The organism is Mycetocola lacteus, from assembly GCF_003667575.1.
Taxonomy (GTDB): Bacteria; Actinomycetota; Actinomycetes; order Actinomycetales; family Microbacteriaceae; genus Mycetocola; species Mycetocola lacteus.
Map to the genome: position 1 here is coordinate 29,318 of NZ_RCUY01000005.1, position 14,514 is coordinate 43,831.

At 65.7% G+C, this 14,514-nt stretch carries 14 protein-coding genes; 5 read left to right on the forward strand and 9 right to left on the reverse strand.

All coding sequences use genetic code 11. The features are described from left to right. Positions 1–84: 84 nt before the first annotated feature. Together D9V34_RS05720 and D9V34_RS05725 are read left to right on the forward strand one after the other, a co-directional pair. Positions 85–1,059, forward strand: a complete 975-nt coding sequence (locus D9V34_RS05720) for a FecCD family ABC transporter permease (protein ID WP_220700545.1) — start codon at positions 85–87, stop codon at positions 1,057–1,059. Beyond that, entirely contained in the window at positions 1,056–1,847 is a 792-nt protein-coding gene (locus D9V34_RS05725; protein WP_245991928.1) for an ABC transporter ATP-binding protein, read from the forward strand. The genes D9V34_RS05720 and D9V34_RS05725 overlap by 4 nt, the downstream gene beginning before the upstream one ends. 129 nt (positions 1,848–1,976) lie before the next feature. Here the strand turns inward: D9V34_RS05725 and D9V34_RS05730 are convergent, their stop codons facing one another. Together D9V34_RS05730 and abc-f are read right to left on the reverse strand one after the other, a co-directional pair. After that, entirely contained in the window at positions 1,977–2,486 is a 510-nt protein-coding gene (locus D9V34_RS05730) for a GbsR/MarR family transcriptional regulator (protein WP_121687927.1), read from the reverse strand. 92 nt (positions 2,487–2,578) lie between these two features. Next, positions 2,579–4,129, reverse strand: a complete 1,551-nt coding sequence (abc-f, locus tag D9V34_RS05735; RefSeq protein ID WP_121687928.1) for a ribosomal protection-like ABC-F family protein — start codon at positions 4,127–4,129, stop codon at positions 2,579–2,581. A 277-nt stretch (positions 4,130–4,406) separates the two neighbouring features. On the opposite strand from abc-f, the gene D9V34_RS05740 reads away from it, so the two are divergent. Next, positions 4,407–5,168, forward strand: a complete 762-nt coding sequence (locus D9V34_RS05740; protein ID WP_183091872.1) for a class I SAM-dependent methyltransferase — start codon at positions 4,407–4,409, stop codon at positions 5,166–5,168. A gap of 95 nt (positions 5,169–5,263) precedes the next feature. Here the strand turns inward: D9V34_RS05740 and D9V34_RS05745 are convergent, their stop codons facing one another. From D9V34_RS05745 to sufB, 6 genes are all read right to left on the reverse strand, one after another. Then, positions 5,264–5,683 carry a hypothetical protein gene (locus tag D9V34_RS05745; RefSeq protein WP_121687930.1) on the reverse strand — a complete coding sequence of 140 codons (420 nt, stop codon included), beginning with the start codon at positions 5,681–5,683 and terminating at the stop codon, positions 5,264–5,266. A 74-nt stretch (positions 5,684–5,757) separates the two neighbouring features. Continuing rightward, complete coding sequence (locus tag D9V34_RS05750) at positions 5,758–6,087, reverse strand: metal-sulfur cluster assembly factor (RefSeq protein ID WP_030143390.1); 330 nt, start codon at positions 6,085–6,087, stop codon at positions 5,758–5,760. Between the two features lie 9 nt (positions 6,088–6,096). Then, on the reverse strand, positions 6,097–6,861 hold the full coding sequence (gene sufC / locus D9V34_RS05755; RefSeq protein WP_121687931.1) for a Fe-S cluster assembly ATPase SufC: 765 nt from the start codon (positions 6,859–6,861) through the stop codon (positions 6,097–6,099). Positions 6,862–6,865: 4 nt separating this feature from the next. Then, positions 6,866–7,189 (reverse strand): non-heme iron oxygenase ferredoxin subunit, encoded by a 324-nt coding sequence (locus D9V34_RS05760; RefSeq protein WP_121687932.1) that lies wholly within the window; start codon positions 7,187–7,189, stop codon positions 6,866–6,868. Further along, positions 7,186–8,385, reverse strand: a complete 1,200-nt coding sequence (gene sufD / locus D9V34_RS05765; RefSeq protein ID WP_121687933.1) for a Fe-S cluster assembly protein SufD — start codon at positions 8,383–8,385, stop codon at positions 7,186–7,188. The genes D9V34_RS05760 and sufD overlap by 4 nt, the downstream gene beginning before the upstream one ends. Further along, positions 8,386–9,804: a Fe-S cluster assembly protein SufB gene (gene sufB, locus D9V34_RS05770; RefSeq protein WP_030143386.1), complete on the reverse strand. Its 1,419-nt coding sequence runs from the start codon at positions 9,802–9,804 to the stop codon at positions 8,386–8,388. It abuts the gene before it with no gap. 284 nt (positions 9,805–10,088) lie between these two features. Between sufB and D9V34_RS05775 the strand changes: the two genes are divergently transcribed. After that, a complete protein-coding gene (locus D9V34_RS05775) occupies positions 10,089–11,051 on the forward strand; it encodes a COX15/CtaA family protein (protein ID WP_121687934.1) in 963 nt (320 codons plus the stop codon). Between the two features lie 180 nt (positions 11,052–11,231). Here D9V34_RS05775 and D9V34_RS05780 read toward each other — a convergent pair whose 3' ends face one another. Continuing rightward, positions 11,232–12,152: a heme o synthase gene (locus tag D9V34_RS05780; RefSeq protein ID WP_030143384.1), complete on the reverse strand. Its 921-nt coding sequence runs from the start codon at positions 12,150–12,152 to the stop codon at positions 11,232–11,234. 267 nt (positions 12,153–12,419) lie between these two features. Between D9V34_RS05780 and tkt the strand changes: the two genes are divergently transcribed. Continuing rightward, positions 12,420–14,510 (forward strand): transketolase, encoded by a 2,091-nt coding sequence (gene tkt, locus D9V34_RS05785; RefSeq protein WP_121687935.1) that lies wholly within the window; start codon positions 12,420–12,422, stop codon positions 14,508–14,510. The last annotated feature ends 4 nt before the right edge of the window (positions 14,511–14,514 follow it).

A 14,514-nucleotide genomic window follows, 5' to 3' on the forward strand; every position in this document is an offset into this window, starting at 1 on the left:
TCACGTGTCTCATCTCCCGCCACGGCCCGACCGCCGCGTGTGTTTCGGATCGGTCCGTGGGTCGCGCTCCCCGTGCATCCGCGCATGCTGGCCTGGTCGGGCATCGCCCTCATTCTGCTCCTGATTGCGGCCGTACTAACCCTGAGCATGGGAAAGCTGGGAATCGCGCCCCAGGCGCTCCCGGCCGCCCTGTTTGACCCGCCGCGGGGAGCCGCCGGGTTCACGCTGACCACGCTACGCGGACCGCGCCTGCTGGTCGCGATCGGCGTGGGCGCGGCGCTGGGCATCTCCGGCGCGCTGTTCCAGGCCGTGACCCGCAATCCGCTCGGCAGCCCCGACGTCATCGGCCTGGGTGCCGGGGCCGGGGCGGGCGTGGCGATCTGCGCGCTGCTCTGGCCCGGCGTCCTGCCCACCCCGGTGGGCGCGCTGATCGGCGCAACCCTGGCTATCACCCTGGTGTATTTCTCCACCGGACGCGGATTTGCCGCCCCGGCGCGCATCATCATCGCCGGGATCGGGGTCTCGGCGATGGCCCACGCGGTCACCCAGTACGTGGTCAGCGTCAAGCTGCGCGATGAGGCCAGTCAGCTCGCCGGCTATCTCGCCGGATCGATCAACTCGGTGGGCTGGAGTGCGGTGGGGATCATCACGATCACCCTTGCACTCACACTGCCCGCCGCCTGGGTCCTGGCCCCCTCACTCAACCAGATCGGGCTCGGGGATGCGCTGGCGCACTCGCTGGGCATTCGGATCACCGCGACCCGCACGGCGGCGATTGTCGTGGCCGTGGTCGCGGCGGCCGGGGCGGTCACCGTGGCCGGACCGATCTCGTTTGTAGCCCTCACCGCGCCGCAAATCGCCCAGCGCCTCACCCGCTCCCCCGCGCTCTCCCTCGGACTCTCGGCCCTGCTCGGGGCGCTGATCCTGGTGATCGCGGACCTGCTGGCCCAGCAGGCACCGTTTGCGCGTGGGCTCCCGGTGGGGATCCTCACCGCCGGGGTCGGCGGCATCTACCTGGGCGCACTCCTGATTCGCGAATGGCGGAAAGGCACACTATGACCCCCATCACCCCCGGCCTGATCGCCCGACACCTGCGCGTGGGCTACGGCTCACGCGAGATCCTGGGTGATCTCTCGGTGGCCCTGCCCACCGGCGCGTTCACCGCGATAATCGGCCCCAATGGCTGCGGCAAATCCACCCTGCTGAAGAGCCTGGGCCGGGCGATGACCCCGCGCGCGGGCACGGTCACCCTCGACGGAACCGATCTGGCCCGGCTGCGACCCAAGGCCATTGCGCGCCGCCTGGCCCTGCTCCCCCAGGATCCGATCGCCCCGGACACCATCCGGGTGCGCGACCTGGTGGCCCGCGGCCGTCATCCGTACCACTCGGTGCTGCGGCAGTGGGCACCGGGCGACACCGAGGCCGTGGACCGCGCGCTCAAGCAGACCGGGGTTGCGCACCTCGCCGACCGCTTCGTGTCCGAGCTCTCCGGCGGACAGCGGCAGCGCGCCTGGGTCGCGCTGGTGCTGGCCCAGGACACCGAGTACGTGCTGCTGGATGAGCCGACCTCGTTCCTCGATATTTCCCATCAGATCGACCTGCTGCATCGCTGCCAGGACATGCGCACAGCCGGGAAAACCGTGATCGCCGTGCTGCACGACCTCAACCAGGCGGCCCGCTACGCCGACCACCTGATCGTCATGCACGAGGGCGGGATCGTGGCCGAGGGCGCCCCCGCGGAGGTGCTCACCGCCGAGCTGGTGCGCGAGGTGTTTGCGCTGCCAGCCGAAATCACCACCGACCCGCAGAGCGGCTCCCCGCTGATCGTGCCGCTCGCACGCGCCTAGGCGTGAGTGTGTTCCCGTCTCGCTCGTGCAGATGGGTCCAGGCGTTCCCGTGCCGCTCGCGCGGATGGGTCCAGGCGTTCCCGTCCCGCCGGCAGGTGGCCGCGTTCGAGCACCCTGTCTCGCGCGCGGCTAGGCCTGGGCGTCCCGCTCGGCCTTGAAGCGCGCCCACTCGGTGTCCAGCGCGCGGTTGTCAACCATCCAGCCCATGTAGTCCCGCATGTTGCGCACGCGCTCGTGGGCGAGGCCCCCGGCGGCCACATGCTCCAGGGCCCGTTCGGCGAGCGCGCGCTGGTTGGCGAGGTAGGTCTGCTCCTGCTTGAGGAATCCGCCCCACACATCGGCATCCATCGCAAAATAGTGCGTGCGCGCGCCCGGGCGGCGTACCCGGTGCACAAAGCCGCCCTGCTCAAGTTTGCGCACATGCGAGGATACCGAACCGCGGCTGATATCGAGTTCGCGGGCAAGCTCATCGGCGCTGACCCCGTCGGCATCACTCAGCAGCAGGTAGCCGGCGATCCGCCCGCCGATCCGGGTACCGCCGCCGCCCTGCCAGAACCCGGCAAACGCGTCCACAAACCAGGTGTGGAACTCGGCCTTCTGCGCGGGCACACTTTCGGGATGCCGGGGATCGGAAGTCATAAATTCAGTGTATCCAGCGGTTCGTGCCCGGCCACAAAACGCCGCGGCCCCGGACACCAAAAAGGTGTCCGGGGCCGCACTTCGAGTGCCGGTTAGGCGAGCTCGATCAGGTCGTTGTAGTCCTTGTTCCAGTGGTCTTCCACGCCGTCGGGCAGGATCAGCACGCGCTCGGGGTTCAGCGCCTCCACGGCGCCCGAGTCGTGGGACACCAGGACCACGGCACCGGTGAAGTGTGCCAGGGCGTCCAGGATTTCCAGGCGGCTGGCGGGGTCGAGGTTGTTGGTGGGCTCATCGAGCAGCAGCACGTTGGCCGAGGACACCACCAGCATCGCCAGCGACAGACGGGTCTTCTCACCACCGGAGAGCACCCCGGCGGGCTTGTGGCCGTCGTCACCGGTGAACAGGAACGAACCCAGCACCTTACGCGCCTCGGTCTCGCCGATGTTCGGGGAGGCGGAGAGCATGTTCTCCAGCACGGTGCGCTTCACGTCCAGGTTCTCGTGCTCCTGAGCGTAGTAGCCCACCTTGAGGCCGTGACCGGGGATGATCTCACCGGTGTCCGGCTTGTCCACACCGGCGAGCATGCGCAGCAGGGTGGTCTTTCCGGCACCGTTGAGTCCGAGCACCACCACCTTGGAACCGCGGTCGATCGCCAGGTCCACCGAGGTGAAGATTTCCAGCGAACCGTAGCTCTTGGAGAGGTTCTTCGCCATGATCGGGGTCTTGCCACAGGGCGCGGGATCCGGGAAGCGGAGCTTTGCCACCCGCTCGACCTGACGCACCTCGTCGAGGCCGGCAAGCAGCTTCTCGGCGCGCGCGACCATCTGGTGGGCAGCCGCGGCCTTGGACGCCTTGGCACCGAAGCGGGCCGCCTGCAGCTGCAGGGTCGTGGCCTTCTTCTCGGCGTTGGCGCGCTCCTTCTTGCGGCGCTCCTCGTCAGCCTCGCGCTGACGCAGGTAGTTCTTCCAGTTCATGTTGTAGATGTCGATGACCTGGCGGTTGGCGTCGAGGTAGAACACGCGGTTCACGGTTTCGCCCACGAGCTCGATGTCGTGGGTGATCACGATGAAGCCGCCGCGGTAGTTCTTCAGGAACTCGCGCAGCCACACCACCGAGTCGGCATCGAGGTGGTTGGTGGGCTCATCGAGGATCATCGTCTGCGCGTCGGAGAACAGGATCCGCGCGAGTTCGATTCGGCGACGCTGACCACCGGACAGGGTGGACAGCGGCTGGTCGAGGATGCGATCCGGCAGGTTGAGGTTGCTGGCGATCGAGGCAGCCTCGGCCTCGGCGGCGTAGCCGCCCAGCGCGTTGAAGCGGTCGGTGAGGTTGCCGTACTTCTTCATCGCGGCCTCGGCCACGGCCGGGTCGGTGCTCGCCATATCCTGGGTGGCCTTGGCCATGCTCAGCGCGATCTGGCCGAGTCCACGGGCATCCAGAATGCGGGTGCGCGCGAGGTCTTCGGGGTTTCCGGTGCGCGGGTCCTGGGGCAGATAGCCCAGCTCGCCTCGGTTGTTGATCGCGCCGGCCGCGGCGGGAATCTCGCCGGCCAGGGTCTTGGTGAGGGTGGTCTTGCCGGCACCGTTACGTCCCACCAGACCGATCTTGTCGCCCGCGGCGACCTGGAAACTCACGTTTTCCATGAGTAGCCGTGCGCCAACACGGATTTCGAGATCCTGAACGGAGAGAGCCACTGCGGGTGTCCTTTGCTAACCAGGCACCACAAATAGCGCCATAAAAGTCGAGGTAAGTCACCCAGTCTACGCGGTTTAGCCACCGTGACCTATCTGAGACGCCCCGCGCCGCAATATCCGCCGCTCAGTTGGAGAGTGAGTGTCTGGGAATTTGGGGAGAGCCTCCGAGCGGCGCGCACCCGCATACCTAAACTGGCCACAGATCCCCTATCGGAAGGAAATGACCATGTCCGAGGTATTTGACGGTCTGGCTACCATCTACAATCAGCAGCGCCCCCGCTACCCCCACGCCGTGTACGCCCTGCTGGAGCAGCTGGTGGATCCGACGCCGCCGCTCAAGATTCTGGATGCGGGTGCGGGACCGGGCGTGGTCCTCGAAGATCTCCTCCCCACCTTCGGTCCGCTGGCCGAATATACCGCCGTGGATATTTCCGCGGACATGGTCGCCACCGGCGCCGAGCGCCTGCCCGAGGCCACCTGGGTTCACTCCCCGGTCGAGCCGGATCTGGAGCAGCGCCGAGACCTCGCGCTGATCACCGTGGGCCAGGCCGCCCACTGGTTTGATCGCCCGCGGTTCTACGCGGCGGCCATCCAGGCGCTTCGCCCCGGCGGCGTGCTGGCAATCATCCAGAACAACCGCGACTACACCCGCGGCGGTTTCGCCCAGGCATGGGAGGAGCTGGCCGAGGCCTACTCCCCCGGCTACACCCGCACCTACCGCGATTTCCCCTACGCACAGGAACTGGCCGAAGCCTTCGCACCGGCCGATTCGGATCACGGCGTGTACCAGGCCGAGTGGACCCTCACCCGCTCCCCCGAGGACACCCGCGGCCGCGCGCTCTCCTCGAGCAAAATGCAGGCGGCCCTCGCCGCCGCCGGCGACACATTTGAGGCCGCCCTGGATGCAGCCATCGCCGCGAACACCGAGGACGGTGAGGTTTCGCACACCATGATCACCGAGGTCTATTGGGTGCGCAAGGCCGCCTAGACGCGGCAGCCATAATAACAACGGCGTCGGCTGTGTCCGGGATCACCCCGAACACAACCGACGCCGTTGCCGTGTTGTGGCGACGTTATGGGCGCTTAGACCCGCTCGAGCAGATGCAGGCTCGGGCTGTAGTCGATTGCCCAGTCGGTGTAGACGCCGGCGATCGCGCAGTCCTCGCAGCGCAGGCCCACGCTGACCCAGCGCACGTCCTCGCCCTCGATCGCGAAGCCCACGGCCACGGTGAAGTCGGTGCCGTCGCAGGTGCACTCGGCGGCGTCGAGTTCGATGTCGGAATCGGCGCGGTCCAGCAGGTCGGCCGAGTCGAGCAGCGCGACCTCGGTGTCGCACTTCGAGCACAGCCGCACGGCCACGCCCTGCTCATCGTCATAGCCGAGGGCGAAGACCTCGTTGCCGCAGGTACAGACGCAGTCGATGATGCGGTCTACCGGAAAATCGCCGGCCTCATAGTCGCGGATGGAGTCGTGCAGCTGTTCGCGGCCGGTACGGGAAGTCATGCTGTCAGTTTACCGGCATAGGAGCGCACAAAACCCCGCCCACCAAAATGGTGAGCGGGGCTTTGAGAGGCAAACTACATCGCGAAGCCGAGGGCCCGCATCATGTCGCGGCCATCGTCGGTGATGCGCTCGGGGCCCCACGGCGGCATCCAGACCCAGTTGATCCGGAACGCCTCCACGACGCCATCGAGTGCCTCACCAGTCTGCTCTTCGAGCACGTCGGTCAGCGGGCAGCCGGCCGAGGTGAGGGTCATGTGGATGATGAGAGCGTTGTTCTCATCGTCCCATCCGAGGTCGTAGATCAGGCCGAGGTCAACAACGTTCACCCCGAGCTCGGGGTCCATAACGTCCTTGAGCGCCTCGGTGACCTCGTCGTAACGGGCCGGGCTCAGGGTGGTAGACATGGGTCTAGCCTACGCCTGGTCGGCGGTCTGGAGGTAGCGGTCGTAACCCTCGTCTTCCAGACGGTCGGCCAGCTCGGGGCCACCCTGCTCGGCAACCTTACCGTTCACGAACACGTGCACGTGGTCCGGCTTGATGTAGCGCAGGATGCGGGTGTAGTGGGTGATCAGCAGCACGCCGAGGTCGGTGTTCTCCTGGGCGCGGTTGACACCCTCGGAGACGATCTTCAGCGCGTCAACGTCGAGGCCCGAGTCGGTCTCGTCGAGCACGGCGAACTTCGGCTTGAGCAGCTCAAGCTGAAGGATCTCGTGACGCTTCTTCTCTCCACCGGAGAAACCCTCGTTGACGTTGCGCTCGGCGAACACCTTGTCCATGCGCAGGTTGTCCATGGCGGTGCGCACCTCCTTGATCCAGGTACGGATCGCGGGGGCCTCACCATCGATGGCGGTCTTGGCGGTGCGCAGGAAGTTCGACACGGTCACGCCGGGGATCTCCACCGGGTACTGCATGGCGAGGAACAGGCCGGCGCGGGCACGCTCGTCCACGCTCATCTCCAGGACGTCTTCGCCGTCCAGGGTGATCGAGCCGGAGTCCACGGTGTACTTCGGGTGACCGGCGATGGTGTACGCCAGGGTCGACTTTCCCGAACCGTTGGGGCCCATGATGGCGTGGGTCTCGTTGGAGTTGAGGGTCAGGTCTACTCCGCGCAGGATCGGCTTGGTGCCCTGGTCGGTTTCCACGCTGACGTGCAGGTCGCGAATCTCAAGTACTGACATGGCGCTAGATCTCTTTCGTTACGGTCGGGTCGATAAAAATGTCGCCATCGCGCAGCTCCACGGCGTATACCGGGACGGGCTCATAGGCGGGAAGGGTCAGGGGCTTGCCGGTTTTCAGCGAGAATGCGGACCCGTGAGCCCAGCACTCGAGGGTCTCCCCCTCAACAAACCCCTCGGCGAGGGAAATATCGCCGTGGGTGCAGGTGTCTCCGATTGCGTGGACCTCACCCTGCGCGTCCAACACGAGTGCGATCGGAGTGCCGTCGACCACCACGCGCAGGGCCTGGTTGAGGGTCAGATCGGCAAGGGCAGCAACACGGGTACTCACGACTGGAGGTCACCCGCCGCAAGCTCGCGCTCGATGGCGGCCTCGATGCGCTCACCCAGCTCGGCGTCGCCGATGCGCTGGATGATCTCCACCAGGAAGCCGTGCACCACGAGGCGACGGGCGTCGGCCTCGGCGATGCCGCGTGCCATCAGGTAGAACAGCTGCTCGTCGTCGAAACGACCGGTGGCGCTGGCGTGACCGGCGCCGGCGATGTCGCCGGTCTCGATCTCGAGGTTCGGCACCGAGTCGGCGCGGGTACCCTCGCTGAGCACGAGGTTGCGGTTCTCCTCATAGGAGTCGGTCGCGGTTCCGGTCTGGCGGATCAGAACGTCGCCGATCCACACGGTGTGCGCGCCCTCACCCTGGAGTGCACCCTTGTAGCTCACGCGGGAGCGGGTGTTCTCGGCGTCGTGGTCGACGTAGACGTGCTGCTCAAGGTGCTGGTGAGCGTCGGCGAAGTACACACCGAGCGACTCAATGTCGGCACCCTGGCTGCCCAGGTGGGTCGAGGGGTTCACTCGGACGATCTTGCCACCGAGGGTCACGGCCACGTGCTTGAGCTTGGCGTCGCGACCGATCTCGGCGAGGTGCTCGGCCAGGTGGCGGGCATCCTCCGCCCACTCCTGAACGCTCACCACGGTGAGCTGAGCGCCGTCGCCAACGATGATCTCGATGTTCTCGGTCAGCGCGGCCTGGCCGGCGTTTTCGAGGATGACCAGGGCGCGCGAGTGCGGTGCGGCCTCGATCACGGTGTGCGCGGCACGGGAGGCGTTCCCCAGTGCGCTGCGGTGCAGGCGGAAGGTCTTCTCCTCCTCGCCGGTGACCGAGATCACCAGGGCCTTCTCAAACGCGGTCCACGCGTTCGCGGCGGCCTTGTTCTCGGGGGTACCGGCGGTGCCAATCCGCTTATCGTCGCGACCCACCCAGGCCACGGCGACGCCGTCGACGGCGGGCGCCTCAAACGGATACTCGGATCCGTCCAGCTCGCCATCAATCAGGTCGGCAAGCTGCGCGACCGGGGTGTACTTCCAGGCGGGCTCGCGACCGGTGACCGCCGGGAAGGCGGCCACATCGGTCGAGGCGAAGCGCTCGGAACGGGTCTGGACCGGCACGAAGGCGTCGCCGCCGTCGCTGTGCGCCTTGAACCCGTGCTGTTCGGTTTCGGTGCTGCTGGTTGCAGGGGATGTGGTCGTCATTTAGCCGACGGATCCTTCCATGCCCATTTCGATGAGCTTGTTGAGTTCGAGTGCGTATTCCATCGGGAGCTCACGGGCGATCGGCTCGATAAAGCCGCGCACGATCATGGCCATGGCCTCATCCTGCTCGAGGCCGCGGCTCATCAGGTAGAACAGCTGCTCCTCGGAGACCTTGGTCACCGTTGCCTCATGACCCAGCTCGGCGTCATCCACACGAATGTCGATCGCCGGGTAGGTGTCCGAACGGGAGATGCGGTCCACCAGCAGGGCGTCACAGGCCACGGTGTTCTTCGAGTGGTGCGCGTTGGCGTCCACCCGGACCTCGCCGCGGTAACCGGCGCGGCCACCGCCACGGGCGATGGACTTCGACAGGATGGTCGACTGGGTGTGCGGGGCCATGTGGATCATCTTGGCACCGGTGTCCTGGTGCTGACCGGGGCCGGCGAAGGCCACCGACAGGGTCTCGCCCTTGGCGTGCTCACCGGTGAGGTAGATCGACGGGTACTTCATGGTGACCTTGGAGCCGATGTTGCCATCGATCCACTCCATGGTGGCACCCTCTTCGGCGATGGCGCGCTTGGTGACCAGGTTGTACACGTTGGTCGACCAGTTCTGGATGGTCGTGTAGCGAACGCGGGCGTTCTTCTTCACGATGATCTCCACCACGGCCGAGTGCAGCGAGTCCGACTTGTAGATCGGGGCGGTGCAGCCCTCGATGTAGTGGACGTAGGAGCCCTCGTCGGCAATGATCAGCGTGCGCTCGAACTGGCCCATGTTCTCGGTGTTGATCCGGAAGTAGGCCTGCAGCGGGATCTCCACGTGGACACCCTTGGGGACATACACAAACGAGCCACCCGACCACACGGCGGTGTTCAGCGCGGCGAACTTGTTGTCGCCCGAGGGGATCACGGTACCGAAGTACTCCTCGAAGAACTCGGGGTGCTCACGGAGCGCGGTGTCGGTGTCCAGGAAGATGACACCCTGCTGCTCGAGGTCCTCGCGGATCTGGTGATACACCACCTCGGACTCGTACTGGGCGGCCACACCGGCGACCAGGCGCTGACGCTCGGCCTCGGGGATACCCAGCTTCTCGTAGGTGTTCTTGATGTCCTCGGGCAGGTCTTCCCAGGTCTGGGCCTGCTTCTCGGTCGAGCGGACGAAGTACTTGATGTTGTCGAAGTCGATGGCCGAGAGGTCGGCACCCCAGGCGGGCATCGGCTTGCGTTCGAAGATCTGCAGGGCCTTCAGGCGTCGCTGCAGCATCCAGTCCTGCTCGTTCTTGAGGTTCGAGATGTTGGCAACGACCTCTTTGGAGATTCCTCGTTTGGCGGATTGACCCGCCGCATCCGAGTCGGACCATCCGAATTCGTAAACTCCCAGGGAGTCCAATTCGGGACGGTCAATGAGCACGTCTGACATGTCTCTACCTCTTTTCTACCTGCCGGTAACAGAATTTCCGTACCTGGCATTCCCTCACGGTGATGCGCTATCAGGCGCGGGCATGAGAGGGGGGTGGCGCGAGACGCTCTCCGGCGTCTCTACAATTAGTTCAAGGGGGTTTCAGTACCTGGCCCGCGGCCGGCATGCAACGTGCCAAACGCAGACAACTACTCGAACTCTTCGTATTCTATAGGTTCCGGCATATTTCCGCATGGGTGATTACCGCGAGCCGCACCGTTAACTAAGGATGGGGACCGATTCCCGTGACCACGACCTCCCGGCCGACACCAAGCCTCTATCAGCGGATCACAAACTGGCTGCCGCAGAGCGTGAACCGACCGGTTCGTGTTTTCGCCTGGCTCTCGCTGATCTTCCAGACGGTGCTGATCGGCACCGGCGGCGCCGTGCGCCTGACCGGGTCCGGGCTCGGCTGCCCCACCTGGCCCAAGTGCACCCCCGAATCGCTGACCTCAACCCCGGAGATGGGGATCCACGGGATCATCGAGTTTGGTAACCGCACACTCACCTTCGTGCTGGTGATCATCGCCATCGGTGCCTTCCTCTCGGTGTGGAACCTGCGTAAGCGTCGCCGCGACCTGTTCTGGCTGACCTTCGCCCAGGGCATGAGCATCCCGCTGCAGGCGGTGCTCGGTGGCATCGTGGTGCTGACCGGCCTGAACTCCTACCTGGTGGGTGCCCACTTTGTGATCTCGCTGGTGCTGGTGGGACTGACCACCGCGCTGGTCTACCGTGTGTACCGCGGAGCCGCCGGCCCCAAGCGCAGCGCGGCGCCCTACCGGATCCTCACCCACATCATGACCTTCCTGGTTGCCCTGGCCGCGGTCATGGGCATCCTGACCACCGGATCGGGTCCGCACGCCGGCGACGCCAACGTGCCCCGCAACGGCCTGGACCCCGAGTTCATGCAGCACCTGCACTCCTGGCCCGGCTACCTGATGTTTGCCTCGACCGTCCTGATCCTGATCATCGGACTGCGCCTGCGCTACCCGGTGAAGCCGGTCATCTGGCTGCTGGTGGGACAGATCGCCCAGATCGTCCTGGGCATCGCCCAGTCACGCCTCGGACTGCCGGAGATCATGGTGGGTACCCACATGGTCCTGGCCGGCGTTGTGATCGCCCTGGCCACCCGGGTCATGCTGGATACCCGCACCTCGATCCCCGAGCCCGAGCAGGTGTCGGCAGAGCCACAGGCAGCACGCGCCTAACCCGGCAGCAAGAAAGGGCGGTGGCCCCCTCTTCGGAGGGGGCCACCGCCCTTTTGTCTGGGTACCCACGGTCCCGATGCGGGCTCACGTTGGTTCACGAGCGCTGAACGTATGTGCAGCTAAATCGACCCGCCCGATACCCAAAGCGCGAAACGTGCTGCACGAACGTGCAGATTCGCCCTAGAAGTGCAGCAGCGGGTCAATCCCCACCGCGAGGAACACCAGCGTGAGATACGAGATGGAACCGTGGAACACGCGCATCGGACTCGCCGCCGCACCGCGGATAGCGAGGTTGTACAGGCGGTGTGTCTCAAAGATGAACCAGCCGCCGGCCAGCACCGCAACCACGCTGTATACGATGCCCATGTTGCCCACCGGAATCAGCAGCAGCGAGCAGGCCACGGTGGCCCACGCGTACAGGATGACCTGCAGGCCCACCTGGGCCCGACCGCGCACCACGGCGAGCATCGGGACACCCACCGAGCGGTAGTCCTCGCGATACTTCATCGACAGCGGCCAGTAGTGCGGCGGGGTCCAGAGGAATACCACGCCGAAGAGAATGAAGGGTTCCCAGGAGAGCGAACCGGTGACCGCCGACCAGCCGATCAGCACCGGGAAACAGCCCGCAATTCCGCCCCAGATGATGTTCTGAGCGGTGCGACGCTTGAGCCACAGCGTGTAGATCAGCACATAGAAAGCGATGGCCGCGACCGAGAGTGCGGCTGCCAGCAGGTTGGTGGTGAGGGCCAGCCACACCGTGGAAACCACCGCCAGAACCCAGGAAAACACGAGCGCCTCGCGCGGGCTGACCTCTCCGGTCACAAGCGGTCGACCCTGAGTTCGGTTCATCACGCGGTCGATATCGCGGTCGAAATAGCAGTTGAACGCGCCGGCGGAACCCGCACTCAGCGCACCACCAATGACCGTGGCGAGGACCAGTCCGAGGGTCGGCAGACCACCCTGAGCGAGGATCATTACCGGGACCGTGGTCACCAGCAGAAGCTCCATAACACGGGGTTTTGTGAGCGCGATGTACGCACGCACCTTGCGCTTGGCACCGATCTTCTCGGTGGCGACGGGGGTCAACTCTGCGACGTCCATTAGTTCTATATACCTCTTCACTCGACTCGCCCATCCTACGGGATCGGTTTCGGGCGACCAACCGTGCACGCGCGCCCGGACTCCCCCGCTATCGGGAGCGGAACTCCCTATACTGGTAGACGCTCGCAATAACGCGACGCCTTTCCCCCGGACCCGCACTTCGTTGTAGTGCCCGCCCCCGGGTGCGGCGCCGTGCGCGACACGCAGTTCGCTCAGCCACGGTGGCCAACCCAGGCCGCCGGGTTCGATTAGGAAAGGTCAATAATCTTGGCAGCTCTGAAGTGGGATCCCATCGACAACAAGGCGGTTAACACCGCTCGCGTTCTCGCGGCGGATGCCGTAGAAAAGGTCGGTAACGGCCACCCCGGAACGGCAATGAGCCTCGCACCGGTCGCCTACCTCCTCTTCCAGAAGGTCATGCACAAGGACCCGAGCGACCAGGATTGGCTGGGACGCGACCGCTTCGTGCTGTCGGTCGGCCACTCCTCCCTCACTCAGTACGTCCAGCTGTACCTCGGCGGATTCGGCCTGGAAAAGGCCGACATCGAGGCACTGCGCACCTGGGGCTCGAAGACCCCGGGTCACCCCGAGTTTGGTCACACCGACCACGTCGAGATCACCACCGGTCCGCTGGGCCAGGGTCTCGCCTCGGCCGTGGGCTTCGCCTACGCCGCCCGCTACGAGCGTGGCCTGTTTGACCCCGAGGCCGAGGCCGGCACCAGCCCCTTCGACCACTTCGTGTACGTGATTGCCGGTGACGGTGACCTGCAGGAGGGCGTGACCAGCGAGGCTTCCTCGCTGGCCGGCCACCAGGAGCTCGGCAACCTGATTGCCATTTACGACTCCAACCAGATCTCGATCGAGGACGACACCAACATCGCCTTCACCGAGGACGTTGCCAAGCGCTACGAGGCCTACGGCTGGGATGTGCGCATCGTCGACTGGAAGAAGAACGGCGAGTACGTCGAGGACGTTCAGGAACTGAACGACACCATCGAGGCTGCCAAGGCTGAGACCAAGAAGCCCTCGCTGATCATCCTCAAGACCATCATCGGTTACCCCTCCCCCAAGAAGCAGAACTCCGGTGGCATCCACGGCTCCAAGCTGGGTGCCGAGGAACTCGCCGCGCTGAAGACCGTTGTGGGCTTCGACCCGGAGCAGAGCTTCCAGGTGGACGAGGACGTCATCAACCACACCCGCGGTGCCGTGGCACGCGGTGCCGAGCTGCACGCAGCATGGCAGGTTCGCTTTGACGCCTGGGCCGCCGCAAACCCCGAGCGCGCCGAGCTGCTGGCTCGCCTGGAGGCTGGCGAACTGCCCGCCGACATCGAGTCCGCTCTGCCGGTCTTCGAGGGTGGCTCGTCGGTTTCGACCCGTGTTGCCTCGGGTAAGGTCATCAACGGCCTCGCCTCGGTGCTGCCCGAGCTGTGGGGTGGCTCCGCCGACCTCGCCGGTTCGAACAACACCACCATCGAGGGTGCCCCCTCGTTCGTGCCCGCCGAGCACTCCACCAACGCGTGGACCGGTAACGACTACGGTCGCGTTCTGCACTTCGGTATCCGTGAGCACGCCATGGGCGCAATCATGAACGGTATCGCCCTGCACGGTAAGACCCGCGTCTTCGGTGGAACCTTCCTGCAGTTCGCCGACTACATGCGTCCCGCCGTCCGTCTGGCCGCCCTGATGAACATCGCCCCGATCTTCGTCTGGACCCACGACTCGATCGCCCTCGGCGAAGACGGTCCGACCCACCAGCCGGTTGAGCACCTCGCAGCGCTCCGCGCCATCCCGAACCTGGACATCATCCGTCCGGCCGACGCCAACGAGACCGCTCACGCGTGGCTCGAGATGCTCAAGCGTCACACCGCCCCGCAGGGTATCGCCCTGTCGCGTCAGAACCTCCCCGTGTACGCACGTGGCGAGGGTGCTGCCGAAGGTGAGACCTTCGCATCGGCATCGCTGACCGCTCGCGGCGCTTACACGCTGCTGGAGGCTCCGAACGGCACCCCCGAGGTGCTGCTGATCGCCACCGGTTCCGAGGTGCAGCTGGCCGTTGAGGCTCGCACCGCACTGGCAGCCGAGGGCATCCAGGCCCGCGTCGTCTCGGTTCCCTCGCTTGAGTGGTTCGCCGAGCAGGACGCCGCCTACCAGGAGTCGGTCCTCCCGGCAGCCATCACCGCTCGCGTTTCGGTTGAGGCCGGTATCGCCCTCACCTGGCGGGGAATTGTTGGCGACCGTGGACGTTCCATCTCCCTGGAGCACTTCGGTGCTTCGGCAGATGAGAAGACCCTGTACACCAAGTTTGGTATCACGACCGAGGCCGTTGTGGCCGCGGCCAAGGACTCGCTCAACGCGTAGGCGT

Bases quoted from the DNA above. Each gene is read 5' to 3' on its own strand.
- D9V34_RS05720 (WP_220700545.1), top strand. From the start codon at position 85: ATGCTGGCCTGGTCGGGCATCGCCCTCATTCTGCTCCTGATTGCGGCC.
- D9V34_RS05730 (WP_121687927.1), bottom strand. From the start codon at position 2,486: ATGACTTCCGATCCCCGGCATCCCGAAAGTGTGCCCGCGCAGAAGGCC.
- D9V34_RS05780 (WP_030143384.1), bottom strand. From the start codon at position 12,152: ATGGACGTCGCAGAGTTGACCCCCGTCGCCACCGAGAAGATCGGTGCC.
- D9V34_RS05725 (WP_245991928.1), top strand. From the start codon at position 1,056: ATGACCCCCATCACCCCCGGCCTGATCGCCCGACACCTGCGCGTGGGC.
- sufC (WP_121687931.1), bottom strand. From the start codon at position 6,861: ATGTCAGTACTTGAGATTCGCGACCTGCACGTCAGCGTGGAAACCGAC.
- sufD (WP_121687933.1), bottom strand. From the start codon at position 8,385: ATGACGACCACATCCCCTGCAACCAGCAGCACCGAAACCGAACAGCAC.
- D9V34_RS05740 (WP_183091872.1), top strand. From the start codon at position 4,407: ATGTCCGAGGTATTTGACGGTCTGGCTACCATCTACAATCAGCAGCGC.
- D9V34_RS05745 (WP_121687930.1), bottom strand. From the start codon at position 5,683: ATGACTTCCCGTACCGGCCGCGAACAGCTGCACGACTCCATCCGCGAC.
- D9V34_RS05750 (WP_030143390.1), bottom strand. From the start codon at position 6,087: ATGTCTACCACCCTGAGCCCGGCCCGTTACGACGAGGTCACCGAGGCG.
- abc-f (WP_121687928.1), bottom strand. From the start codon at position 4,129: ATGGAAAACGTGAGTTTCCAGGTCGCCGCGGGCGACAAGATCGGTCTG.
- sufB (WP_030143386.1), bottom strand. From the start codon at position 9,804: ATGTCAGACGTGCTCATTGACCGTCCCGAATTGGACTCCCTGGGAGTT.